21 protein-coding genes are annotated in these 25,594 nt (G+C 53.9%); 14 read left to right on the forward strand and 7 right to left on the reverse strand.

Annotated features, from left to right (window positions below):
* A partial coding sequence (locus V7028_RS13610; protein ID WP_334120625.1) for a parallel beta-helix domain-containing protein occupies positions 1–1,830 on the reverse strand: 1,830 nt, incomplete at its 3' end.
* A 153-nt stretch (positions 1,831–1,983) separates the two neighbouring features.
* On the opposite strand from V7028_RS13610, the gene V7028_RS13615 reads away from it, so the two are divergent.
* A complete protein-coding gene (locus V7028_RS13615; protein ID WP_334120626.1) occupies positions 1,984–2,331 on the forward strand; it encodes a c-type cytochrome in 348 nt (115 codons plus the stop codon).
* 10 nt (positions 2,332–2,341) lie between these two features.
* A complete protein-coding gene (locus V7028_RS13620) occupies positions 2,342–3,616 on the forward strand; it encodes an NAD(P)/FAD-dependent oxidoreductase (protein ID WP_334120627.1) in 1,275 nt (424 codons plus the stop codon).
* A gap of 301 nt (positions 3,617–3,917) precedes the next feature.
* Here the strand turns inward: V7028_RS13620 and V7028_RS13625 are convergent, their stop codons facing one another.
* Positions 3,918–4,838, reverse strand: coding sequence for an alpha/beta fold hydrolase (locus tag V7028_RS13625; RefSeq protein ID WP_334120628.1), 921 nt, complete (start codon positions 4,836–4,838; stop codon positions 3,918–3,920).
* 147 nt (positions 4,839–4,985) lie between these two features.
* On the opposite strand from V7028_RS13625, the gene V7028_RS13630 reads away from it, so the two are divergent.
* The 7 genes from V7028_RS13630 (at position 4,986) to V7028_RS13660 (ending at position 13,357) form a co-directional block, all read left to right on the forward strand.
* On the forward strand, positions 4,986–5,198 hold the full coding sequence (locus tag V7028_RS13630) for a hypothetical protein (protein WP_334120629.1): 213 nt from the start codon (positions 4,986–4,988) through the stop codon (positions 5,196–5,198).
* A gap of 3 nt (positions 5,199–5,201) precedes the next feature.
* Complete coding sequence (locus V7028_RS13635) at positions 5,202–5,981, forward strand: hypothetical protein (protein WP_334120630.1); 780 nt, start codon at positions 5,202–5,204, stop codon at positions 5,979–5,981.
* 114 nt (positions 5,982–6,095) lie between these two features.
* The gene (locus V7028_RS13640) at positions 6,096–8,528 is read left to right on the forward strand and encodes an ATP-binding protein (protein ID WP_334120631.1); all 2,433 of its coding nucleotides are present in this window, start codon (positions 6,096–6,098) and stop codon (positions 8,526–8,528) included.
* 10 nt (positions 8,529–8,538) lie between these two features.
* Positions 8,539–10,287 (forward strand): CHASE domain-containing protein, encoded by a 1,749-nt coding sequence (locus tag V7028_RS13645; RefSeq protein WP_334120632.1) that lies wholly within the window; start codon positions 8,539–8,541, stop codon positions 10,285–10,287.
* A 126-nt stretch (positions 10,288–10,413) separates the two neighbouring features.
* Complete coding sequence (locus V7028_RS13650; RefSeq protein WP_334120633.1) at positions 10,414–10,638, forward strand: hypothetical protein; 225 nt, start codon at positions 10,414–10,416, stop codon at positions 10,636–10,638.
* A gap of 105 nt (positions 10,639–10,743) precedes the next feature.
* The gene (locus V7028_RS13655; RefSeq protein WP_334120634.1) at positions 10,744–12,162 is read left to right on the forward strand and encodes a UDP-glucose dehydrogenase family protein; all 1,419 of its coding nucleotides are present in this window, start codon (positions 10,744–10,746) and stop codon (positions 12,160–12,162) included.
* A gap of 70 nt (positions 12,163–12,232) precedes the next feature.
* A complete protein-coding gene (locus V7028_RS13660) occupies positions 12,233–13,357 on the forward strand; it encodes a beta-ketoacyl-ACP synthase III (RefSeq protein ID WP_334120635.1) in 1,125 nt (374 codons plus the stop codon).
* Positions 13,358–13,810: 453 nt separating this feature from the next.
* On the opposite strand, the gene V7028_RS13665 is transcribed toward V7028_RS13660, so the two are convergent.
* Entirely contained in the window at positions 13,811–14,584 is a 774-nt protein-coding gene (locus V7028_RS13665; protein WP_334120636.1) for a glutathione S-transferase N-terminal domain-containing protein, read from the reverse strand.
* Positions 14,585–14,711: 127 nt separating this feature from the next.
* On the opposite strand from V7028_RS13665, the gene aroQ reads away from it, so the two are divergent.
* A complete protein-coding gene (aroQ, locus tag V7028_RS13670) occupies positions 14,712–15,143 on the forward strand; it encodes a type II 3-dehydroquinate dehydratase (RefSeq protein ID WP_334120637.1) in 432 nt (143 codons plus the stop codon).
* On the opposite strand, the gene V7028_RS13675 is transcribed toward aroQ, so the two are convergent.
* Entirely contained in the window at positions 15,144–16,190 is a 1,047-nt protein-coding gene (locus V7028_RS13675; RefSeq protein WP_334120638.1) for a DUF475 domain-containing protein, read from the reverse strand.
* Between the two features lie 218 nt (positions 16,191–16,408).
* Here V7028_RS13675 and V7028_RS13680 point away from each other — a divergent pair, with 218 nt between their 5' ends.
* From V7028_RS13680 to V7028_RS13695, 4 genes are read left to right on the forward strand one after another with little or no spacing between them, the layout of a single operon-like run.
* A complete protein-coding gene (locus V7028_RS13680) occupies positions 16,409–17,812 on the forward strand; it encodes a TolC family protein (protein WP_334120639.1) in 1,404 nt (467 codons plus the stop codon).
* Positions 17,809–18,984, forward strand: a complete 1,176-nt coding sequence (locus V7028_RS13685) for an efflux RND transporter periplasmic adaptor subunit (RefSeq protein WP_334120640.1) — start codon at positions 17,809–17,811, stop codon at positions 18,982–18,984. The genes V7028_RS13680 and V7028_RS13685 overlap by 4 nt, the downstream gene beginning before the upstream one ends.
* Positions 18,981–22,121: an efflux RND transporter permease subunit gene (locus V7028_RS13690; protein ID WP_334120641.1), complete on the forward strand. Its 3,141-nt coding sequence runs from the start codon at positions 18,981–18,983 to the stop codon at positions 22,119–22,121. Before V7028_RS13685 ends, V7028_RS13690 begins: the two co-directional genes overlap by 4 nt.
* On the forward strand, positions 22,118–23,008 hold the full coding sequence (locus tag V7028_RS13695; protein ID WP_334120642.1) for a helix-turn-helix transcriptional regulator: 891 nt from the start codon (positions 22,118–22,120) through the stop codon (positions 23,006–23,008). Before V7028_RS13690 ends, V7028_RS13695 begins: the two co-directional genes overlap by 4 nt.
* Here the strand turns inward: V7028_RS13695 and V7028_RS13700 are convergent, their stop codons facing one another.
* From V7028_RS13700 to V7028_RS13710, 3 genes are read right to left on the reverse strand one after another with little or no spacing between them, the layout of a single operon-like run.
* Positions 23,009–23,830: a substrate-binding domain-containing protein gene (locus tag V7028_RS13700; RefSeq protein WP_334120643.1), complete on the reverse strand. Its 822-nt coding sequence runs from the start codon at positions 23,828–23,830 to the stop codon at positions 23,009–23,011.
* A 20-nt stretch (positions 23,831–23,850) separates the two neighbouring features.
* Positions 23,851–24,615, reverse strand: coding sequence for an ATP-binding cassette domain-containing protein (locus V7028_RS13705; RefSeq protein WP_334120644.1), 765 nt, complete (start codon positions 24,613–24,615; stop codon positions 23,851–23,853).
* Positions 24,608–25,315 carry an ABC transporter permease gene (locus tag V7028_RS13710; protein ID WP_334120645.1) on the reverse strand — a complete coding sequence of 236 codons (708 nt, stop codon included), beginning with the start codon at positions 25,313–25,315 and terminating at the stop codon, positions 24,608–24,610. The genes V7028_RS13705 and V7028_RS13710 overlap by 8 nt, the downstream gene beginning before the upstream one ends.
* Between the last annotated feature and the right edge of the window lie 279 nt (positions 25,316–25,594).

Below are 25,594 nucleotides of genomic sequence, written 5' to 3' on the forward strand. Positions count from 1 at the left end.
CTGGTTAACCACGCCGGCCTTCAAAGGCACTTCGCACAAGGCTTTGACCGCAGCAGCCGTGGGCTCGGGGGCAAACTGGCCACTGGGCTCGAATTTCTCAAATTCGAAATCGGGCAGGCGTGGCAAATCAGCACCAAACCGGGCCATGCAATTGTGCTTGCTCAAATCAAATTCAGAAGGGAACAAAGGTATGCCACTGCCCACGGCAGTGAGGTAATCCAGCGACAGGTTGGCGGCCGGGTCATTCGTGTTCAGATTGATCACGGCATCCAGACCACGTGTGCCGTGGAAATTGGCAAAGGCCAGGCTGTCTGAACCAAAATTGTTGTTGGGGTTGATGCAGCTGAACCACCAGGCAGGCACCTTGCGTTCGCCGTTCTCCTTGAATTTGTATTTGTTGTAGCGGCAGCTTGGGTTGGGGTTTTGGTTGCCTTGAATGGGTTTGCCATCTTCATCCACCGCCACCGTATTGCCATTGCGGTCTTTGGGCAATTCGCATTCGTTGTTCAGTTCATCGGTATAGCCGTCCCACACAATGTGTGCGCCCCGATACCCACCGCCACCGGCTGCGTTTTTCAAACCCACCACCAGCGGAAAGGCGCTGGTGACTTGCCCGCCCTGCGTGGCCACAATGCCCGCGAAATCGGGCTGGGGCAGATCATTGCCATTGTTGATGAAGGTGTTGTCGAAAATGTTCACCGCTTCGGAATACACATCCATGCGGCGGTCGCCGTTCTCGCCCAACAAATCGTAGCTGGTCAAAATAATGCCGGCGGTGCCGTTGTTCTCGAACACGTTGTCGTAAATATCAATCTTGTCATAGGCCAGCGTAATCAGCCCTGAACCACGCGGCACGTTGGCCACAATCGATCCGGGAACGGCAAAGTTGTAGGTGTTGTTGTTGCGGGAAATGTTGTTGAACACGCGTGAGCGTGAACCGTACTGGGTCAGGTTGTCGAGGTCGTAGACCAGAAACCCGCCAGAATTGCACTCGGCAACGTTCTCGGAATACTCTCCATCGTTCACGTTTTCAATCTCGAACCCAAACACGTTGAAGGCTGCACGGCTTTTGCGAATTTTCGCAATATTGGTTTGACCCACATAAATACCGGCATCCGACGCGCCAATACTTTCAGTCTCTTCCACCAAAATGTTGCGGCTTTCCACCGGGTAAATGCCGTAGCGGCCCGAGGCGGTGCTCACCGTGTAATCGGGCGAGGTTTTGTCAGTTTCCAAGGGGTTGGGGTTGGCCGGGTTGTGGCGTGCGGGGTCGGTACACTGCACCTTGACTTCATTGCGGAAATTCGCGGCGGTAATTGGCCGTTCCTCCGCGGTTTTCCGCCCGCTGCTCCAGATGGCACGCACCTTTCTCAGGGTGCCGTGGTTCACGCCCTTCATCTTGAATGCGTCGCCGGGCGAGTCGCCAATGGTCAGGTTGCGCACCGTGACGCCACGCACATTCGACGCCAGGAATCCTTCCTGCGAATTGCTGTCGCGAAACGACAGGAAGGTTTCATCCATGCCGCAACCTTCGATGATCACGTCTTCAGTCGTGGTGATCTGAATACCGGTTTTCAAATCAAAAAAACCGCATTCGAACCGAAGAATGTCTTTGGGTTTTAGTTGCACCATGGCCTTTGCCATGTCCTCGGAGGCATTCGGCCCGGGCTGGATCAGGAACACGCGACCATTTGATTCGGCCGGGTTGACTGCGCTGCCGCCACCGCCCGAGCTTGCCGTGGGGTCCTCACCAGACGACAGACAGGCACTGAGAACCAATGCGGAGATGAAAAAAAGTACTGCCTGCAGTGCTTGTTTGGAGTGCGCCACGTCCAGCCTCGGTGTTGTTGTATTCCTATGAGAAAAAACTGCTTGCCTGTACCTGTTACCACGCTAGAATCAAAGTGGATTGCACCTTGTGTCAGCTAAGCGACACTACATGCGTGATGATCCATAACACCAACAAAAACTGGAGGGACATCAATGATCAAACTACAACAACACACGGCAAGGCGAGTGGCCAGCACCGTGCTGACCTGCGGCCTTTTGCTGCTTGGCTCGGCAGCCGGGGCAAACGACATGACTCCAGAGAAAAAACTCCAGGCGGCAAGCCTGGCCGCCACCTGCGCAAATTGCCATGGCACCAATGGCAAGGGTGTGGAAGGCAGCGCGGTGACCGGCCTTGCCAACCTGAGCGTGGAATACATCAAAACCAATATGATCTGGTTTAAAACCGGGCAGCGCCCCGCCACCGTGATGCATCAACTGTCCAAGGGCTACACAGACGAACAGATCGACATCATCGCCAACTACCTCGGCAAGAAAGACTAAGGAGCGCACCATGCAAAGAAGACAATTTCTACAAACCAGCGCACTGGCCACTGCCCTGCTGGGCGGCATGCCCCTTTCAGCAACCGCCAAAACAGCCAAAGGCAAAGTGGTGGTCATTGGTGGCGGCTATGGCGGTGCCACTGCGGCCAAGTACCTGCGCCTGCTGTCGGGCAAACAGTTAAACGTTACCCTGGTTGAACCCAATGCCACGTTCATTTCCTGCCCCATGAGCAACCTGGTGGTGGGCGGGCTTCGCAAAATCAGCGAAATCAGCACGCCCTACACTGGCCTTGCCCGCAACCATGGCGTGAAAATGGTGAAAGATTATGTAAAAGCCATTGATGTTGAAAAACGCACAGTGAAATTGAAAAGCGGAAAAACCCTGCCCTACGACAAACTGGTGTTGTCGCCCGGCATTGATTTACAACTGGACAAAATTGAAGGTTTGGCAGCCGCCAATGCCAGCGGCCAGGTTTTGCAAGCCTGGAAGGCGGGCCCTGAAACCGTGGGCCTGCGCAAGCAACTGGAAGCCATGCCCAACGGTGGCATCTACATTTTGAATGTGCCACTGGCCCCCTACCGCTGCCCCCCCGGCCCTTACGAACGCGCCAGCATGGTGGCCAACTACTTCAAACAGTACAAGCCGAAGTCGAAAGTGCTACTGCTCGATGCCAACGCCGACGTTACCTCGAAAGGCAAGTTGTTCAAAGGCGTTTGGGAAAGTGAATACAAAGACATTCTGGAATACCGCCCCAACATGAAAGTGACCGGGGTGGACGGTGCCAGCAAAATAGTTCGCTTTGAATTTGAAGAACCCATCAAAGGCGATGTGCTGAATATTTTGCCCGACCAACGCGCAGGCAAACTGGCCGTTGATTCCGGCATTGCCAACCTGAACAAGCGCTGGGCTGAAGTGAATTACATGACCTTTGAATCAACTGTTGCACCCAATGTGCATGTAATTGGTGATTCAGTGCAAGGCGCCCCCTTGATGCCGAAAAGCGGCCACATGGCAAACAGCCAGGCGAAGGTTGTAGCGGCTGCGATTGTGGCCCAGCTTAGCGGTTGGGAACCCAATGCCTCACCATTGACCAACAACACCTGCTACAGCTATGTGACCACCAACAACGTGATTCACGTGGCCAGCGTGCATGTGTACAACGCCGAGAAGAAAACTTTCCTCACAGTTGAAGGTTCGGGCGGTGTGTCGTCCGAACCGAATGAACTGGAAGGCACTTACGCGTGGAACTGGGCCCAGAATATTTGGGCAGACACATTGGTGTAGCGCTTTGCGGAATTGCAGGCCGCTATTTGTACTTATCTACCGACTTAAAGTACAACTCCCGGCCACAGAGCAATTCCAGAATGACGCGGGCATGTTTCAAGGCCTGTGTATTTAACAAAACAGCAAAAGTTCACGGTTTGTCTAGTATGAATTGCCTACAAATGTCCTTGCCCGGGGCGAGGCTGAGGACCGAAAATACTTACATCGAACGCTGTAATGGTGTTCAACCCCATGTCTCCTCTTCTCCGCAAGTGAGAAAGGTTAAGCCGGCTTCTTCGGAAGTCGGCTTTTTTTTATCCTTTTATCCATTGACCATGTGGCTTTCAATCAACCCGGCCAGTATTTCAGGTTGATCGTGGTGCACCATGTGGCCCGCATTGTCCACAATCACTGATTTCCAGTTGGGCACACAATCAAACCGCTTTCGGAACGCATCAAAATCCACAGGTTGACCCGCGCGGCTTAACCACAAACCTGCCTCGGTTTGTTTGGCCTCCACATGCAACACCGGGGCGGTGATATTGCGCCAGCATGCCTGCGCTTCGGCCAACCGATAACCGATCGGGTTCATGATTTTGTGGGCTGCATCGCCCAACAAACGGTAGCCGGAATTGTCAACAGCCGACCAATACCGGGCAAGGTACATGGCCTTCTCGTCACTCAAGCGGTGATTGGTTTTTTGCAAGCGCCGGGCCACGGCTTCCAGGCTGCCATAGGCGCGAAGCTCTTTCGGAGCTTTCAACTCGTCAAGCCAGTTGCCGTAACGTGTTGGCGCTTTCTCGGGCGGTGAATCCAGCATGCCAAAACCTTCCAGATTCACCACAGTGCGGATACGCTGCGGTCGAACACCGGCATACATCATGGCAATGTTGCCACCCATGCTGTGGCCCACCAGGTTCACGGCCTGCGTTGGGGAGAAGTGATCCAGCAAGGCATCCAGATCAGCCAGATAATCTGGAAACCAATAAGAACGAATGCCGGGTGAACCATCGGCCACTGGCCAATCGCTCAGGCCAAAGCCGCGCCAGTCGGGCGCAATAACCCGGTAGTCATTTTGCAGGGCATCCACCACAAACTGGTAACTGGCGCCAACGTCCATCCAGCCGTGCACCATCACCAACAGTGGCGCATCCTCTGGCCCCCAGCAGTGCAAATGCGAGCGCAATCCGCGCAAATCTACAAAACGCGATTCATGTTGTTTCAAAGGCTGATAATTATTCACTGCGAGTTCTCATCGTTGTTTGCTGAAAGTGTATTCGATCTGCCCACACACCGAATTTGACCAGACGCTCTAATTGGTCAAGAAAAACTGTCGGCTTTGAGAATTCAACATATCATTCATCAAAACTTAACAAAGATGGAGACCAAGATGCCCAAACTGGATGCCGCATTGCTGGAGGTGCTTGGCGAGCCCCTGCTGGAGCTGGAACAACTCAGCACCGCCAATCAAAAGAAACTGGCTGCCGACCTGACTGCCGCCCACGACGCGCACGATGCCTTTCTGAAAGAAAGCATGGACAACGCGCTGGAACACATCCCCCGCCTGTTGCGCGGTACTGTCAAAAAAATTCTGGGGCTATAAAACATGGACCGAAACACCGAACTGCGCCGCTTGGCGCAAGCCCTGCACAAGCCTGTGGGTGACCTGGCTTACCTCGACAAACTGGACGCCGTTGCGCTGCAAAAACTGCGTACCAATTTTCAAAACAGCCTGCTGAACAAATTCGGTCCGGTGTTCGAGCGGATCGCCGGCGCGGGCAAACTTGCCCCCGATTCCATCAGCGCAACCCTGTGCACCAAGGTATTTGGGCCGGCCATTACGGCCAATATGTCGTACTTCACCCCCATGAGCAAAGCAGTCAGCCTGTGCAAACTGTTCGACACCGACTTCATGGCCGAAGTGGCCCGTGAGCAGATTCCAGAACGTGCAGTGAACATGCTGGCCGAGTTGCCGGTGGAACAACTGAAGAAAGTGACCGCCAAACTGGTGGAGCACGGCGACTTCCACGTGTTGGGTGGCTTTACCGATTACATTCCCGAGAAAAAAGCCATTGAGATCATGGAGGTGATCAAGGACCCGGCCGCAAATTTGCACATTTCATTTTACGCACAGCGCAAAGACCGCATTGCAAAACTGGCCAACATGCTGGGCGACGAAAAGCTGCTGGAACTGATAGCCGCTGCATTTGCCAACGACAGTTTGCTGGTCGAGGTTGGCTTGATCACAGCCGAAATGGACACCAAAGCCCAACAACGCATGGCCAGGTTGACCGACAAAGTGAACAAAACCTACCGTGCAGTGGCAAAGGCCAAAGCGGAGGAATTGGGCTACGCGGCCAGGTTGCAAGCATTTTTGCAGGCCTGAAAACCAGCCTTTCAACCTTGAACAATTGTAAACAGGATCAATTACCCGGCTTAATCTTTGGATAACACCGTGCAGTAACGGCTATGCTAGGTTTCCACGATTGCTTTCCTAGCCATGCTCAACACACAGCCGCGCACCACATTGCCTGCACGCCATTCCAGCCTGGGTGTTTTGCCCTGGCTGATTGGCCTTGCTTTGTCAGCGTGCCTGTCCAGCCTGGTGTTGTTCAATTCACTCCAGGCACAAAGCAATACGCAGCGGCTGAAAACTGAAGTTCACCGCACCGTGGAAAACCACGCGCAGAAACTGGAAAGTATTGTCAGCAATGCAACGGGCAATCTGTACGCGATCGATGCATTTGTTCGGCAAACACCGAACTTGACACAAGCAAGCTTCGAGCAGTTTGCCGGGCAACTGTCAGTTGAAAACCCGGCCATACGCAGCCTGCAATACGCACCGGAAGGTATCGTGCAGTTTGTGACAAACCCGGCATTGAACCAGACCGCCATCGGGATGAACCTGTACAAACATCCGCAATCCGTGCCGTATCTGGAGGAAGCCATATTGACCGGGCAAGCCGTCATGGAAGGCCCGCGCGAACTGGTTCAGGGAGGGCAGGCCTTGATCATTCGCCAGCCCATCTACAAAACAAGGGCCGCAACAGACAAGCTGGGCTTGATGGGGTTTGCCACTGTGCTGATTGACTTCGAGTACATCAAGCACCAAGTCATTGAGCCACTGGAAAAACAGGGGCTGATCTTGCGGGTCACCCATCAAACACCCATGGATGCCCGGCAACGCCATATTCATGGCCAAGCCCCCTCCCCCGCAATCAACACCGTGTCATCCACTGTTCACCTTCCTTATGGGCAATGGACACTGGAGGCGGTGCCTAAAAACGGTTGGGGACCAAAGATCGCCATTCCGTCCTATCTGTTCGTGCCCTTGCTGGTTGTTGCGTTCACGCTGCTGTGGCTGTCCATCCGTGAATACCGCTCCAGGGAAACCCTGCGCAAAGCTTGTGAATCCGCCCAATCTGCCAATGAACTGAAAGACAAACTGATTGCAAACATTTCGCATGAAATACGCACGCCGCTTTCATCGATCAACAGCATTGCCATCATGCTTGGCGCCCCATCGTACAGCGACGAAGTGCAAGAACTCGGGAAAGCCATCAAACAATCCAGCGAGGCCGTCAATGCAATCGTCAACGACCTGCTCGACCTGTCAAAAATTCGACAAGGACACTTTCGCCTTCAAAAACGTGACTTTCAGCTTGACGAATTAATCGACAACACAGCCAACATGCTTCAACAGCAATGGCTACAAAAAACCACTGTGGAACCGGTTTTACTTGAGCCCAGAAACGGCAGCCTTGTGTACAGCGGCGACAGGGGACGAATTGAACAAGTGCTACAAAACCTGATCTCCAACGCCTACAAGTTCACGCTGTTTGGCCGGGTATCTGTGCAATTTGACATACAAGCCCAAAACAGAGACACGGACCTTCTGATTGTCGAAGTGGCAGACACAGGCGTGGGCATTCAAGCAGGCGACGCCGAACGAATTTTCGATGCGTTTTATCAAGTCGATTCCTCCTTGCAGAAAAAGTACAACGGCGCAGGTCTGGGCCTGGCCATTTGCCGACAAATTGTTGAAGTGATGGGCGGCACCATTGAAGTTCACAGCCAACCCCATATGGGCACTCATTTCGAATTTCGTGTGCCCCTGAAACACAGCTTGCCGCTGGATGGAAAAACCAATCCGGAATTAACCCAACAAACCCGTGCGCTGCTGCAACTCGGAGAAGTGCCATGGGATATACAAGTGCAACAACGTCTTGAGCCAGATTGGCAGGTCAAATGCCTTCACCATGAAAGTTCGCGAGACAAAACCCTGCCAGTGCACGCAGACACGCGTGTATTGATTGATTTGCCAGCACCGTACACCGTTTCAAAAATAAGCTGGCTAACCCAGTTTCTGGAAAAACAGGAACACGGTGATCAGCACATTGTTTGGCTGGGCAACGAATTGCCACAGGTTGCCCAGGAACACAAGGTCAAACTTCTGATGAAGCCAGTGACCCGGAATCGTTTAACACGTGCATTCGCGAAACCCATGCCCCCCCGAATTCCCGAACGTGACCTTGCTGACGGATCAACCCTGCGTTTGCTGATGGCCGAAGACAACGCATTGAATGCAAAAATTTTCAGGAAGCTGCTTGAAAACCGCGGTGCCACGGTCAGCATTGTGAGCAATGGCGCAGATGCAGTCGCGCTGTTGACCAGCGGAACCGCAACATTTGATGCAGTATTGATGGACCTTCAAATGCCGGTAATGGACGGCCTGGAGGCCACCCGACTTATTCGCAAACACGAACAACTCAGAGACCTCCCTGTGTACGCGATCACGGGACACGTCAGCGACACCATGAGAAATGAGTGTCTTTCCATTGGCTTTACCAACTTTATTACCAAACCATTTGATCCTGAATTGCTGATCGAAGACATTCAGACCCGCCTTAAAAATCACACGCTAACGCACTGAAGTTCCGCACATGAAAAAAAACCTGGCCAACTGGATGTATGCCGCTCTCGCTGGTGCTGCTGGTTTGGCCGCGACCACCCTTCTAATGCTTGAATATCAACACCGTTTAAGCATTGCCCAAACGACTGAACTGGAAGCCCTGGTCAACCAGAAAACCCATGAACTGCAACGCATGGTCAACCGCCATGAAGAGACCCTGCGCTTGACCGCCAATTCAATTTCGACATATGGGCAAGGTAGGTTGAATCAAGTTCAATTCAGAACCTATGTTGAAAATCTTGATCTGAAAAATGAATTTCCCGGCACCTTGGGCATGGCCTTTATCCGAAAAGTGCCTGTGAAAGACGAGGCCGCTTTTGTCAGCAACATGCGCAAACAGGAGGTGCCCGACTTTCAGGTCAAGTTCATCACCCCGTCCTCACAAGACCGTTTCATCATTCAGTACATTGAACCCTTAAGCGACAATCAACAAGCACAAGGGCTGGACCTTGGGTCAGAAAACTCAAGACGGAAAAACTGCTTGAATGCATTTACCAGGATGGGTTTGTCTGCATCCAAACCGATCACCATGATTCAAAACGCCCACATTGGGCGCCAGGGTTTTACCATGCTGATGCCGGTTTTTCTAACCCCCGTGCCCTCCAAAGACCTTGGACTACGCTATGAAGAGCTGCTTGGCTGGATTGCATTTCCAATCTCAATTGACCGCATGGTCAAGCCTTGGCTTGCTCAAGAACCGAGAATGCAGGCACGTATTTCCATGGTGGAAAGCACCGCCGAACCGACATTGTTCTTCGACAATGTTGACCCGGCCAATATCACCCTGTACCCGCACCAAAGCATTCGCCGCAACATCCAGTTGGGCAACAGGCACTGGTTGCTGGAATACTGGCCCGAAAAACCGGTCGACGCCGGGCTGCAACCGATCGCGTTGCTCACATGGATCCTGACCGGGGTGCTGTTAAGCATACTGCTCGCAGTCCGGGTAAAAAAACAACTGGGCCGACGAGAGGCAATGCTGCTTCAAACCGAGCTGGTCAACAATTCATCCGAGGCACTGATCGCAGAGGATGCCGATGGCCGGATACTGGTCTGGAATCGTGCTGCTGAAGAACTGTTCGGTCATGATCAAGCCAGTGTGCTGTATGAACACGAGCGAAACCTGATTCTTCCCGACGAACTGAAGGCAACAGAAAAGCGCTTGCATCAACGCGCAGCAGAGGGTGAAACACTGAAGAACATCGAAACAGTGAGGATCAACAATGCGGATCAGTTGATCAGTTTGAGCATGAACATCGCTCCGCTTTACAACGGCAAAAGAACACTGATTGGCTTTATCAAGTCATTCCGTGATGTAACGGAGGCGCGCCAAATCTGGAAAGACATGCACATGCTGGAAGAACTGATTTCACACGCTCCCGATGGCGTACTCACGCTGGACCATTCACGAAAAATCAAATTCGCAAACCCGGCTGCGATGTTGCTGCTTCAGGGCACGGAGATCAAACCAACCCTGGTCGGCCTTTGCATCACCGATCTTTTGGCACCTGACCTGCGAATCGATTTTGAAAACCAGGTTTTAAACCCCCTGTTTAATCACGGCAGGGTTCATGTGGCTTTCGACTGGTCCACAGCTGAAAACGATACATTTGAACGGCTTTCCTTCAGGGGAATTTCTTTGCGCCAATCGGATATCAATGAATCATGCTGGGGATTACGATTCGAAAAAATAAATCACTCGGATACACAACAATTCTAAATTTAATCATTATAATCAACGACATATTTATTTAGAAACAAAAATCTAGATAAATCAATTGATTTTCAGTGCACAACTGTACACAATTTGATTCATGTAAAAACCAAACAGAAAAGGGATACCAACATGAAAAATTTTATTGAATCAGTTGTTCGCACGCCCGGCATGTTGTTCATGTCCATGTTGATCACAGGTTTCACCATCAACGCCGGTGTGCAGTACATCAATGCAACCGGTTTTGAAGGCCCGAATCTGTTGGCAGCAGGCTGCCTGCTTGTTGGCCAGTTCATCGTGGCAGTGGTTCACCAAATGCGTCGCTTTGGCCAAAACAACACACTGATCTTGCAATAAGCCGCACGCCGAACGCGCTGTCACAATCCCGACTTAAAACTGTCAAACGCAGGCAACACTGCCGCAACACACTGCTCGCATTGATCACTCATCAAAGCAAAGCACATGCGCGTTTCTGTCATTGGAAGTGGATATGTCGGGCTGGTTAGCGCCGCCTGTTTGGCCGAAGTGGGCAACAAAGTATTGTGTTGCGACATTGACGCCGTCAAAGTTGAACAACTTAAAAACGGCGACAGCCCGATTTACGAGCCAGGGCTGGATGAACTGTTGGTGCGCAACCAGCACGAACAACGCCTGGACTTCACCACCCGCATTGAAGATGCCGTGAACCACGCGGAGCTGATTTTCATTTGCGTGGGCACGCCCCCCAAAGAAGATGGCAGCGCCGACCTTCAGCACGTTATTAAAGTGGCGCAACAAATTGCCACGCACATGAATGGCTTCAAGGTAATCATCAACAAATCAACTGTGCCGGTGGGCACCGGTGAACGCGTGGCCGACGAAGTGCGCCGCGTGCTGGTTCGACGCAACACCCTGCACACCTTCTCGGTAGTGTCCAACCCGGAATTCCTGAAAGAAGGCGCGGCGATTGACGATTTTCTTCGCCCTGACCGCATTGTGCTGGGGACCGATCAAACACACGCAGGCCAGCGCGCACTGCGCATGATGAAATCGCTGTACGCCCCTTTCCAGCGCCACCATGAACGCCTGATGTGCATGGACGTTCGTTCCGCCGAACTGACCAAATACGCGGCCAATGCCATGCTGGCCACCCGCATCAGTTTCATGAATGAACTGGCCAATCTGGCCGAGAAAATTGGTGCCGACATTGAACAGGTGCGCGCGGGCATTGGCTCCGATCCCCGCATCGGCTTTTCATTTTTGTACGCAGGTTGCGGCTATGGAGGGTCGTGCTTTCCAAAAGACGTTCGCGCCCTGATTCAAACCGGTGAGGATGCAGGCGAGAACCTGTCCATCCTTCGGGCTGTAAACCACAGCAATCAGCGCCAAAAACGCGTGCTGGTGGAAAAAATCATTCAACGGTTTGGCGAAGACCTCAGCAACATGACCTTTGCCATGTGGGGCCTGGCCTTCAAACCGGAAACCGACGACATGCGCGAAGCCAGCAGCCGCACAATCGCCTCGGAACTGGTGTTGCGCGGTGCCACCGTGCAAGCCTTCGACCCGGTGGCCAACGAAACTGCACGGCGCGCAATGGAAGAAGATCTGGCCACATTCCGGCAAGATGGGCCACTGTTGGGTCAGTTTGAAATTTCCAAAACCCAGGAAGAAACACTGTTCAATGCCGACGCCTTGATTGTGTGCACCGAATGGCGCATGTTCAAAAGCCCGGACTTTCTGATGTTGAGCAGAACGCTGCGCCAAAAAGCAGTTTTTGATGGTCGAAACCTGTACGACCCCGCACTGCTGGCCGACTATGGCCTGATTTATGAAGGCATTGGCCGACGTGCCGAACCAGATGATCAGGCAATGTCCGTGGAGAAAATGCGCTTGGCATCATAAATCTCCCGGCCTTTGCCTTTATCATTGCGCAAGAGACAGAACACACAATCATCCACCCAGGACGAGCGCAATGATCAAGGTAGCCATCAGCGGCACGGGGCTGTTCGTGCCCAGCCAAACCATCACCAACGACGAATTGGTGGAATCTTTCAATGCCTATGTGGCGAAATTCAATGCGGAACACGCCACGGAGATTGCCAGTGGGGAACTTCAACCCTTGCAGCCGTCCAGTTCAGCGTTCATTGAAAATGCCTCCGGCATCAAGCAGCGTTACGTGATGGAAAAAGAAGGCATTCTGAACCCGGATCGCCTTCATCCCTACTTCAAGGAACGTCCGAATTCCGAATTGTCGATGATGGCTGAAATTGCCGTGGACGCTGGCCGCAAAGCCATGGACGATGCAGGGCTGACAGCCGCGGACATTGACGCGGTGATCTGTTCCGCATCCAATATGCAGCGTGCTTACCCGGCCATGGCCATTGAAATTCAGGAAGCGCTAGGCATTGAGGGCTTTGGTTACGACATGAATGTGGCCTGTTCATCGGCCACCTTCGGCATTGAACAAGCCGTGAACGCCGTGCGCAGCGGAACTGCGCGTGCGGTGTTGATGGTCAACCCTGAAATTACTTCGGGCCACCAGGCCTGGCTGGACCGCGACTGCCACTTCATTTTTGGCGATGTATGCACCGCCGTGATTGTGCAACGCCTGGAAGACGCCAAACCTGGCAGCTGGGAAGTGCTTGGCACCAAGCTGGCCACCAAATTCTCCAACAACATCCGCAACAACTTCGGGTTTATGAACAGGTCGGAAGACGCGAACCGCGATGGTCGCGACAAACTGTTCATTCAGGAAGGCCGCAAAGTATTCAAGGAAGTGTGTCCCATGGCCGCCGAGCACATGAGCACGCATTTGGAAAGCCTTGGTTTGAATTCGGCAAGCGATGTACGCCGTTACTGGCTGCACCAGGCCAACCTGGCCATGAACCAGTTGATTGCAAAAAAACTGCTGGGTAGCAGTGAATTCACAGCCGACAAAGCGCCGGTGATTCTCGATGAGTTTGCCAACACCGCTTCTGCGGGTTCGGTGATTGCGTTTCACCGCCACAAGGACGATTTGGCGGGTGGCGATGTGGGCGTGATCTGCTCGTTTGGGGCGGGTTATTCGATTGGCAGCGTGGTGGTTCGGAAGACCTGAGCGCTGACCGCTGCATACTGTGACGCGAAGGCGCGGCTTAGGGCCGCATCATCTGGCCTAAGCAATGCTTCTGATCCGGCTTAATGCTTCTGGCTTGGGGAATGCGAAACGCTTAAGCGACTTCGCATCGGTTCCTGAAGGAACCGCCCCGCGCTGCGAAGCCGCCGGGAAGCCTTGCAAAGCCGACCAGCCAATGCGGCACCCAAGCCTCGCTTCACACCACAGCTTGCTGCGCTTGCTCAGGTTGCAATACCCTCGCAGCGCCGATCAAGAAAACCTGCCCGTTTGAATTCACCCACCACGGCCGGCCATGAGCCGGCACCGAGACTCGGCCCGCCCTTTTGCCGAGCGAGGTGAGTCAGGGTGAATCTCAAAAAGGGATTAAAGGTTTTCTGGCGCGAGGGGGTATGCACCTGAGCAAGCGCAGCAACCAGGCTTCTATGCGTTGGGAAATCACGCGCCGTACGTCTTGTCCAGATAACGCAGAATTTCATTGGATTCATACATCGCCACACCCGTATTCGGGTCGATCAAATAAGGCACCTGCACCTTGCCGGTATTCTCGGCCAACCAGGCACGGTTGCGCGTGGTGCCTTTCGGGCCATTGAACAGTTTGTCGCGAAACACGGGCGGCCCCAGATCGGTCATTGCACCTTTGGGTGTGTTCTTCAGCAAATAAGGAATTTCAAGTTCGCACAAACGAGCGCGCACCGGCTTGGAAAAAGGGCTGGCCTCGAAGCTGTACAACACCAACGGCTCAACCGGCGCTTTTGAAGGCCGTGCTGTCATGCCCTGAAAACCACCAACTCGGTACTGGAAAATACTGGACAACATCGATGTACCCACCGCCACTTTGCGCCCAAAGCCCTGCTGGCTTTTCAGCTTGCTGTTGTAGGTGGTGGCCAGGTAATCAATGATGTTGGCCGATTCATTCATCACCACACCGGTGTTGTCGTCCACCAGCATGGGAAATTTCGTACCGGGCAGCAAAGTGCGCGCCCCACCACGGAATCGCTTGCCACCCGCGGGGCACGGCAAAATCATCACATCCAGATCCATTTCGCTCAGGGCCTCACGCACCAATCGGCAGTAGGGGCTGATCTCGATGTCGTACAGTTTCAGGGGTTTTTCAGGGGTTTTGCGCGCACGCGCGGCAATGCCGGTGCCACGCCAGCCACGGGCTGTGCCGGCCAGCAAATTGAAAATTGCGTCGATATTGGTGCTCATGGGGGCCTTTGTCTCAAGAATTGTCGTTATTTTGTGCGTGAACGCGTCCGCAGTGTAGACGAAACCCCCTAGCCCACCACATTGCTTGTTACTATTTTTTCAAACGCACCTGCACCGGAGAAGAAAATTGAAAAAACTGCTGTTGATCAACGGCCCCAACCTGAACCTTTTGGGCACACGAGAGCCAGGCATTTATGGTCACATGACCCTGGCAGACATTGAAAAGGCCTTGAAGAACGTTGCCTTCACCGATGGCTTCGAGTTGCTGACCTTTCAAAGCAATCACGAAGGTGCCTTGATCGACAGGGTTCACAAAGCCAAAACAGAAGACATTGCCGGCATTGTGATCAACCCGGCCGGTTACACGCACACCAGCGTGGCGCTGCGTGATGCCTTGGCGGGCGTAAGCATCCCCTTCATTGAAGTGCATCTATCCAATATCCACCAGCGGGAAAGTTTTCGACACCACAGTTATTTTTCTGATATCGCCGAAGGCGTTATTTGCGGACTGGGCTGGCAAGGCTATGTATACGCCCTGCGCCAACTGGCGTCCAGGTAACTAGCCCGCCTTTTTGTGGCGAATTGAGGAGCCATACGCGGCCACAATAAACGCCACGCCCAACAGCCCGGTAAACACTTCGGGCACGTGAACCTGCGTGCCAAGAAACATGATGCATGCCAGCACGCCCACGGCATAGTGCGCTCCATGTTCAAGATAAACATACTGTTGCAGCACACCGCGTTGAACCAGATCAATGGTGATTGATCGAACGAAAATAGCACCAATGGCCAGCCCAAGCATAATGATGACTACATCGCGGGTTATTGCAAAAGCCCCGACCACGCCATCAAAGCTGAAAGACGCATCCAGCACCTCCAGATACAGAAACGCAGAAAAACCCATCTTCCCGGCCGCTGAAGTGGCACCGCCCGTTGTCTTTCTTTCCCCTGTTCGGTTTTTCAAACCCGGGGCAAACAGTTGATCCACCACATCAATGGCCACAAACAGCACAATGCCCACCACACCACTGAGCAACACCTTGTACTTTAAATCCTCGTCAACAGCCATCGCAGTGACCGTTACAACAAGCAATGCGATGAAAGTCGCAAAACCTTGCAAGTGGCCCAGCCTGGCAAGGCGAATTTCCACGGGCTTTAGCCAGTGAATGTTCCGCACGGGATTCAGCATGAATTTCAGGAACACCATGAACAAAAATGCACCGCCAAATGTGGCGATCATGGGATAGGCATCGTTCAGTACCTTGCCATAAGCCGCGGGTTCATCCAGCGCCATGTCGACCACTTCCACGCTGCCCATGCCTGTGATCACTGCAACAATGGCAATCGGAAACACAAGCCGCATGCCAAACACAGCGATCAAAACACCCACGGTGAGAAACATTTTTTGCCAAAAAGGCGCCATGGTTCGCAACACCGCTGCATTCACCACTGCGTTGTCAAAAGACAAGGAAACTTCAAGAATGCCCAACACCAGCAACAACCACAGGGCAGTGAACACCCCCATGCCGGAATGACCACCCCACCACACCCCCAAGACAACACAAACTACCGAGAAAGCAATTGAAAAGCCGTATGTTTTAAGCAAAACAGCCTCCAGACGGAAAGGCCCAAGCCAGATCCAGTGTATCGAATTACACTGTGTGTGCAAACACTGGGCCACGAGACCAGCCAGTTGACTTTTTATCCAATTTTGTAAAGATCAGTTAACGGTTGAACAAACGTGCCCAGAGTGTGGTCTGATGGGCACTCAACAAGAAAAATGACAACATGACGCAGCACCCCAAACTACCTTGTCGAAAAGCCATGATGCAAGCGCTGCTCCCAGTGCTGCTGGTTGGCCTGCTTTCAGCATGCGCCAACATTGAATCGAACAAACCCGACATTGATTCCCGCTTTCAAAACACCACCTTCAAACCCCTGGTAAGCCCCGGTGCCGTGCAAGCACCCGGCGACTGGTGGACCGGTTTTTCCAGCACCCAGTTAACCACGCTGATGCAACAGGCGCAGGCCGACAATTTGAATCTTGAGGCCACGGCCGCCCGGCTTCGCGCGGCACAGGCCAGCCTGAATGCGGCACAGGCCGGCTTCTTCCCCGCGCTGAACCTCAACGCAAGTCGACAGGAGAACACCGTAAAAGGTGTCAGCATTCAAGGCCAGGCCACCAACAACCGGGGGCTGTTTACCTCGGCATCATTTAGTGCCAGCTATGAAATTGATTTGTGGTCGCGGGTGCGCAACACAGCACAGGCAGCTGAACTGCAACTTCAAGCCACCCGCTACGAACTGGATGCAGCAAGAATCAGCATTGCAGGCCAGTTGGCCACCACCTGGGCGCAATGGGTGGCTGCCGACCAAACGGTGCGCCTGTTTGAAGATGAACTGAAAAGTTTTGAAACCAACTTGAAGCTGGTTGAACTGCGTTTTCGCCAAGGCAGTGCTGCTGCGTCCGATGTGCTTCAGCAACGCCAGCTGGTTGAATCTGCCCAAGGCAATTTGTCGCAGGCCATTTCCAGTCGCGATGTGCTGCTCAACAGCTTGTCCATTCTGGTGGGGCAGCCCCCCAACACACTGAATTTGAAGCAGGAAGACCTGCCCAGCTTGCCACCCTTGCCGGCGACAGGCTTTCCTGCAGAACTGCTGAACCGGCGTCCCGACGTGCAACAAGCGTGGTCGGTGGTTTTGTCGACCGACCGCAGTGTGGCTGCCGCCATTGCCAACCGGTTTCCACAACTCAGTTTGCGCGCCAGCTTCAGTGATCAAACCCGCGATTCCGATTTGCTGTTCGACAACTGGGTGCGCAACCTCAGTGTGAACATGGTGGCACCTTTGTTTGACGGCGGCGCACGCTCCGCTGAAGTGGAACGCCAGCGAGCCCTGCTTGATCAAGCCGTTGCACAGTACCAGGAAGCTGCCATCAACGCCTTGGCCGATGTCGACAACGCCCTGATTCAGGAAACCCGCCAACGCGAGACCGCACAAAGCATTCGGCGCCAGCTGGCACTGGCCGAGCAAAGCCTGAAACGGCTTTTTGCAGGCTACCGCAACGGTTCGGTCGATTACCTTGCCATTCTGGATGCCCAACAAAGCACCAGCCAGTTGCGCCGCAACCTGGTGAACGCAGAACAACAACGGGTTGGCTTTCGGATCGCCCTGTACAGGGCTTTGTCCGGCAGCATTCCGATAACAACAGCAGCAGAGCCGTCATGAGCGAACAAACCTTTTTCAAACGCAAATGGGTACAGGTGGGTCTTGCCATTGGCGTGATCGCCCTGGGGATCATCGGATCCCAAGTGCTGGTAATCACGGCCCCCACAGCCACCCGCAAACCACCGGAAAAAACTGCACGGCTGGTCAGTACCGAATCCGTGAAAGCGGGCGATTATTCTGTCAGCTTGCTGGGCTATGGCGTGGTGCAGGCTGAACAGCAAATCACCTTGCAGGCCCGGGTCAGCGGAACAGTGCAAAAAATTGGCCCGAAGTTCGTGCCCGGTACATCCTTCAAAAAAGGCAATGTGCTGGTTGAACTTGACAACACCGACTACCGCATTGAATTGCAAACAGCACAGGCCGCCTTGGCACAAGCGCAATCCACCTTGATGTCGGAACAGGGCAATCAGGTTGTGGCACAGGCAGATTTCGATTTGCTGGGCATGACAGTAGACGAACGCGAACGCGCCCTGATACTTCGCAAGCCCCAGCTTGAAGCTGCAAAAGCAAGCGTGCAATCGGCCAGAGCCGGTGTAGAACGCGCCAAGGTGAACCTTGAACGCACCCTATTGCGTGCGCCGTTTGACGGCTTTGTGGTTAGCCGCGAGGCCAGCGTGGGCGCGCAGGTCAGTGCCACCACCACACTGGGCGTATTGGCCAGCAGCGAAGCCTACTGGATCAGCGTGGCCGTGCCACAAACGGATTTGAAATGGATCAGCTTTCCCGACAGCAAACGCGCGGGATCCGAAGTGTGTGTCAACGACGCCAGCAGCAATGAACAGGGTTGCCACAAGGGCCATGTTCTCAGCCTGCAAACCAGCGTTCAGGACAATGGCCGACAGGCACAAGTGCTGGTTAAAGTGCCCAGAACCCGCGACAAAACACTTCAACCCCTGCTCCTGGCCCAGTATGTGAAAGTACGGTTTGACGGCATTGAACTGAACAATGTGTTCAAGCTTGCACCTTCGGCCATTCATGGCGGCAACGTCTGGGTGAACGACAACGGTGAACTGGACATTCGCCCGGTCAGCATTGCGTTTCGTTCAGCCGACTATGTACTGGTGGACCAAGGCCTGAAAGACGGCGAAAGCATTGTGACCTCCAGCCTGGGCTCACCGGTTCAACGCATGGCCATTCGCACCAACGACGACAGCAAGGCCACGAAACCATGAATGCCGCCAGCCGTCGACGCATAGACCGCTCAGGCCCTCTGGCCTGGATGACCAAAAACACGGTAGCCGCCAACATTTTGATGTGGGTGTGCCTGATCGGTGGTGTGTTCGGTTTCATGAACATGACCAAAGAGGTGTTCCCCGAATTCGAGCTGGACTTGGTGACCATTTCCGTGATCTACCCCGGCGCCAGCCCTGAAGACGTAGAGCAAGGCATTGTACTGGCCGTGGAAGAGGCCATTTCCGGCGTGGAAGGCATTGTGGAAGTGAACGCCACCGCCAACGAGGGTTCGGCCAACATTCTGGTGGAAATCGATGAATCTGAAGATGCACAGGCTGTTTACGACAAGATCAAACAGGAAGTAGACCGCATCACCACCTTCCCCGGCGATTCGGAAGTACCCAATGTCACGCTGACAGCGCGCAAACGCGGCGTTGTTACCCTGGTGGTGTATGGCGACACAGACGAATTGTCACTGCGCAACCTGGCCGAAGAAGTGCGGGATGGCCTGCTGCAAAACCCGGGCATTACGCAGGTTGACCTGAACGAAACACGCGAACAGGAAATTCATGTGGAGGTGCCCGAATCGCGATTGAACGCCTATGGCCTGACCTTGCAAGGCATTGCCGAGAACATACGCAGCAATGTGATTGAAGTTTCCGGCGGCAGCATTGCCACTCAAGGCGGCGAGATTTTACTTCGTGTTTCTGAAAGACGCGACTTCGCCAATCAATTTGCCGAATTGCCCATCGTGTCCCCTGTCGGTGGCACCCCCTTGAAACTGGGCGACATTTCCACCGTGCGCGACGGTTTTCAGGACGTGGACAAGTACGCCACCTTCAACGGCAAACCGTCGATTGAAATGTCCGTGTCACGCATCGGTGAACAAACCCCGATCGGTATTTCTGAAGCCACGCTGGAAGCGCTTGAAAAAATTCGCCCGCTGATGCCTGAAGGTGTGGACATTGCAGTGGTCACTGACCGGTCCGACACCTACAAACAACGACAGGAACTGTTGGCCTCAAACGCCTTGATGGGTCTGGCCTTGGTGATGGTGTTGCTTACCCTGTTCCTGGACTGGAAGCTGGCGTTCTGGGTCACCATGGGCATTCCCATTTCCTTTCTGGGGTCCATGCTGTTGTTGCCTTTGTTCGGGGTCACATTCAACATGATCTCGATGTTCGCCTTCATTGTTGCCCTTGGCATCGTGGTGGACGATGCCATTGTGGCGGGCGAGAACATTTACGAATACCGTCAACAGGGCATGAGCCTGCTGGATGCATCCATACAAGGTGCCCGCGATGTGGCGGTGCCCGTAACCTTCAGCATCCTGACCAACATTGCCGCATTTGCACCCCTGTTGTTTGTACCGGGGTTTCTCGGCAAGATCTGGGGTGTCATTCCCTTGGTGGTGTGCACGGTTTTCGTGGTTTCACTGATGGAAGCCATTTTCATTTTGCCCGCCCACCTGGCACACAGCACAGAAAGCAAAAGCAGGTTCCACGACTGGCAGCAACGATTTTCAAAGGGCTTTAGCCGTTTCATTGAACTGCGCTACACCCCTGTGGTGGCCAAGTGCGTAGAGTACCGATACCTGTCCATGGCAGCCGGTATTGCACTGATGATCCTTGTGATCAGCTGGCCTGTCAGTGGCCGCATGGGGTTTGAATTATTCCCCCAGGTTGAATCGGATTTGTCGGAAGTGCGCGCCATACTGCCCTTGGGCAGCACCCGTGAACAGGTGAACCGCGTGCGAGACAAAATTGTGGCCAGTGCACTGAAAACCGTAGACGCCACGGGGGGTGAGGAACAAAGCACCGGCATTTACGCCAGCGTGAATGAAAACGCCATCACCGTAAAAACCTATCTGACCCCGCCCGATGTACGCCCGGTGCCCACGGCCGAATTCACCAACCTATGGCGCACCGATGTGGGCACCATTGCTGGTGTGGAAACCATTCGTTTTGCGGCAGATTCCGGCGGCCCGGGCAGCGGCCCTGCATTCACCGTGCAACTAAGCCACCGCAATGTAGATACCCTGCGGCAAGCCAGCGAGGCCCTGGCCCGCGAATTGGCGAATTACCCCATGGTGTCGGAAATTGACGATGGCTTTCAGAACGGCAAGGAACAATTCAGCTTCACGCTGAAAGAAGAAGCGCGAAGACTGGGCTTGAGCTCCAATGAAGTTGGAAGGCAGGTTCGAGCGGCTTTTTTCGGCGCAGAGGCGCTACGCCAGCAACGTGGGCGCAATGAAATCAAGGTGCTGGTGATGCGCCCTGAAACAGAGCGGGCCGCCCAAACCGATGTGCGCGATCTGTTGATTCGCACACCGCAAGGCACGCTGGTGCCCTTGCATTCGCTGGTTGAATTTGATGACACCCGCGCCTTCGCCAGCATCACCCGCCGCGACGGCAGGCGAACCATTTCCGTGACTGCGAACGTGAACCCGCGCAACCAGGCACAGCAGGTACAAAACGCCACCGTGCAGGATTTAATGCCCAAATTGATGGCAGACTACCCCGGCTTAAGCTACAGCTTCGCAGGGCGCCAGCAAGACTTTTCCGAAGCACTGGGTGGCCTGGGCAAAGGTTTTCTGGCCGCGCTGTTGCTGATCTACGTGCTGTTGGCCATTCCATTCAAAAGTTACCTGCAACCCTTCATCGTGATGCTGGCCATTCCATTCGGAATTTTCGGTGCCATCCTCGGCCACCTGATGATGGGTTACAGCATCAGCATCGTGTCCATGATGGGCATACTTGCCCTGGCCGGTGTGGTGGTCAACGATTCACTGGTGATGGTCGACTACGCCAACCACAAAGTGCGCGACGGCATGTCGCCTTACGATGCCATTTGTACGTCGGGCGTGCGGCGTTTTCGCCCCATCATGCTGACCACTGTGTCCACCTTTGGTGGTCTGGCACCCATGATTTTCGAAACATCCCGGCAGGCCAAATTCATGATCCCCATGGCCATTTCGCTAGGTTACGGCATTTTGTTTGCCACAGCCATTACACTGTTGCTGGTGCCTTGCCTGTATTTGATGATCGACGATTTGCGCAGGTGGATTGGCACAAGCCCGGGCCGGGAACCGGATCAAATTGACCTGACCAAACTGGAAGAAACACGCGCGACATGAATGCTCGCACAGACACCACCGAATTTCTGACCACCAAAGAAGTGGCCGAATTGCTGCGCATCAAGGAACGCAAACTGTACGACCTTGTCAGCGCCCAGGAAATTCCCTGTGTAAAAGCCACAGGCAAATTGCTGTTCCCGAAAACGGAATTGATGCACTGGATACGCACCGGTGAAATGCAGCAAAGCGATGCCAAAGGGGCTAAGCGATTGAACGTGGTGTCGGGTAGCCACGATCCTTTGCTGGAATGGGCCATTCGGGAGTCTGCCTGCGGCCTTGCCATGCAGTTCGATGGCAGCCTGAGCGGGCTTGACTGTTTTGAAAACAATTTGTCAGTGGCCAGTGGATTGCACGTGTTGAACCCCAATGCCAAGGCATGGAATACCCACGCAATTCAGTCGCGTTTTGCAGGCCACAATGTGGTGCTGCTGAACTGGGCCACACGCCAGCAGGGTTTGATTGTGGCCCAAGGCAACCCAAAAAACATTTCAGGCATTGGCGATCTACCCAAGCTGAAAGTGGCCACCCGACAGGTCGGTGCTGGCGGCATGATCTTGTTTGAACACCTGCTACGGCAACAGGGCCTTGAATTGAATGCGCTGAACATTACGCAAACCTGCCGCACGGAAAACGACACCATTGCAGCAGTGGCCAGTGGCACGGCCGACACAGCACCGGGCTTGCAAGCCCTGGCCTGCCAATTCGGCCTGGGGTTTGTACCGACCCGGCAAGAACGTTTTGATGTGTTGGTGTGCAGAAAAGCGTGGTTTGATGCGCCCTTTCAAACGCTGATGAAATTCACGCAAACCAGCCTGTTCAAGGAAAAAGCGAAACAGTTTGAAGGCTACAACACCACCGCGCTGGGCACCGTGGTGTGGAATGCCTGATTACTGTTTGGGTGCATTGGGAAAGAACAACGATTGCCCGTTCTTCTGATACGCCGCAATGGTTTGCTGGCCTTTTGCTGACAACATCCAGTTGATAAAGGTGTTGCCCAGATCGGTTTTTACATTCGGACATTTGGCCGGGTTCACAGCAACAATGCCGTACTGGTTGAACATGTTGGCATCGCCTTCAATGGCAATCCTGAAATCGCCTTTGTTGCCAAACGCGATCCAGCTTGCACGGTCCGCCAACACATAGGCCCCCATGCCCACGCCGGTGTTCAGGGTGGCACCCATGCCCGAACCTGTTTCGCGATACCACTTTCCGCTGGCTGCCTTGACATCCACATTGGCCTGTTTCCACAAAGCCAGCTCTTTTTTGTGGGTGCCGCTGTCGTCACCCCTGGATGCGAACAATGCCTTCTTTTGGGCAATTGTCTGCATGGATTTCACCACTTCTTTTGATCCAGCCACACCGGCTGGATCCTTGCCCGGTCCAACAATCACGAAATCGTTGTACATCAGATCGGTGCGCTTGACACCATAGCCATCGGCCACGAACTTTTCTTCCGAAGGTTTTGCATGAACCAGCAAAACGTCGCCATCGCAATTCTGCGCATTCTTGATGGCCTGGCCCGTGCCCACGGCCACCACGCGCACCTCGATGCCTGTTTCCGCCGTGAATTTGGGCAGCAGGAAATCATATAGACCCGAGTTTTGAGTGGAGGTGGTCGATTGCACAACAATGAACTTGTCTGCGGCGTGTGCTTGCGCTGCCACACCGCCGGCAAGCACCAGCGCCACCGTAATTGCTTTGAATTTCATGTGTTGTCTCCTTCTATAAATCAATCAATCAACAATTCGCCAGCAAGGTAGGCTTTGGCCAATCTGCTTTGCGGGTTCTTTAAAAAAGATTCGGTGCTTTCAATGTCCAGAACCTGTCCCTTGTGAACAAAAGCCACTTCATCGGCCACCCGGGCTGCCTGCCCCTGGTCGTGGGTCACAATGATCACTTTCACGCCGCACTGGCTGGCCCGCAAAACAATGTTTTCAATCAACGCCGTGGCCTGGGGGTCCAGGCTGGCACTGGGTTCGTCAAGCAACAGCAAACCGGGATTGCACGCCAGTGCGCGAAGCAGCGTCAAACGCTGCTGTTCACCACCGGAAAGTTTCCGTGCCGGGGATTTTGCAAGGTGTTCCATGCCCCCCAGTTCCAGCAAACCCAGGGTTCGCAACGGGCGCTCACTGCGCGCAACGCCGGCGATTGCCAACGCATGCATTACATTGTCCTGAACGCTTCGCCGCAGCAACACCGGGCGCTGAAATACAAAACCGATTTGACCATGGGGTACTTCAGGCATGCCGTTGTACAGCACCCGCCCCTGACCGGGCTCAATCAAACCAGCCAGCAAGCGCAAGATCAAACTTTTGCCCGCGCCATTGGGGCCCATGATCGCGGTGATGCCCTGCGCACCAATTTCCAGATTCAGATTGCTGAAAATTGCACGCCGTGTAAACGACTGGTGAATGCCCTCCAGACGAATGGGCATGAACGCCGAAAAAGACACCCTTGGTGCAAGCAAGGCCAGGTCGCTGTTCATCTTAAGCATAGGCCCTCTTCTGGGCGCTGTTTTTCAGCAGGAACAAACCCGCATTGATGACAATGGACAGAACAATCAAGATAATGCCCAAACCCAGGGCCAGTGCCAGTTCGCCCTTGGACGTTTCCAGTGCAATGGTGGTGGTCATGACCCGGGTCACATTGGCAATGTTGCCGCCGACAATGATCACAGCCCCCACCTCGGCCAGCGCACGCCCCAAGCCCGCCAGTGCGCTGGTCAACAGCGAATAGCGTGCGTCCACAATCAGGGTAAAAATGGTTTGTATCCGGCTGGCATTCATGGCACGCAGCATTTCATCGTATTCGCCATACAGGTCTTCGATCACCTGCCGCGCAAGCGCAGCCACGATGGGGGTAACCAACACCACCTGCGCGATCACCATTGCAGTTGGGGTGTACAGCAACTGAAGGAAACCCAAGGGGCCTGCTGCCGACAAAAACAGGTAAATCACCAAACCCACCACCACCGGGGGCAGGCCCATCAGCGAATTCAGGAACACGACCAATGTCATGCGGCCGGGAAAGCGGCCAATGGCCAAAGCAGCACCAACAGGAAAACCGATGAGGCAGGCAATCGACACGGCCGTGAACGTGACCTGCAGCGACAGCGCAATGATGTCAATCAACGTGGAGTCTGCTTGCCAGATCAAGGCAAAGGCTTGAACAAAAGCTTGTGAAAAATCTTGCATTCTTATGCATTTTTTACGGAATAAATGCAGTGTATAGCGAAAAAGCGATGTGTGTCATTGGTGGTTACACCAGCACGGGGAAATCTTGAGGGGGGGGAAATAAGGAATTGGCAGAAAAGCCGGAAAAAAGGCAGAGGACAAGTTGTCCGAATCCGGGGTGGTCCCCTGCCGAAACCAGCTGATCCGATGCTAGTCAGATCAGCCAGTGCTTGGTCAATTCAGGTTTACTGCAACAGGCTCAGTACGTTGTTGGGCAACTGGTTGGCTTGGGCCAGCATG

The organism is Limnobacter sp., assembly GCF_036846585.1.
In the GTDB taxonomy this organism is placed as follows: Bacteria; Pseudomonadota; Gammaproteobacteria; order Burkholderiales; family Burkholderiaceae_B; genus Limnobacter.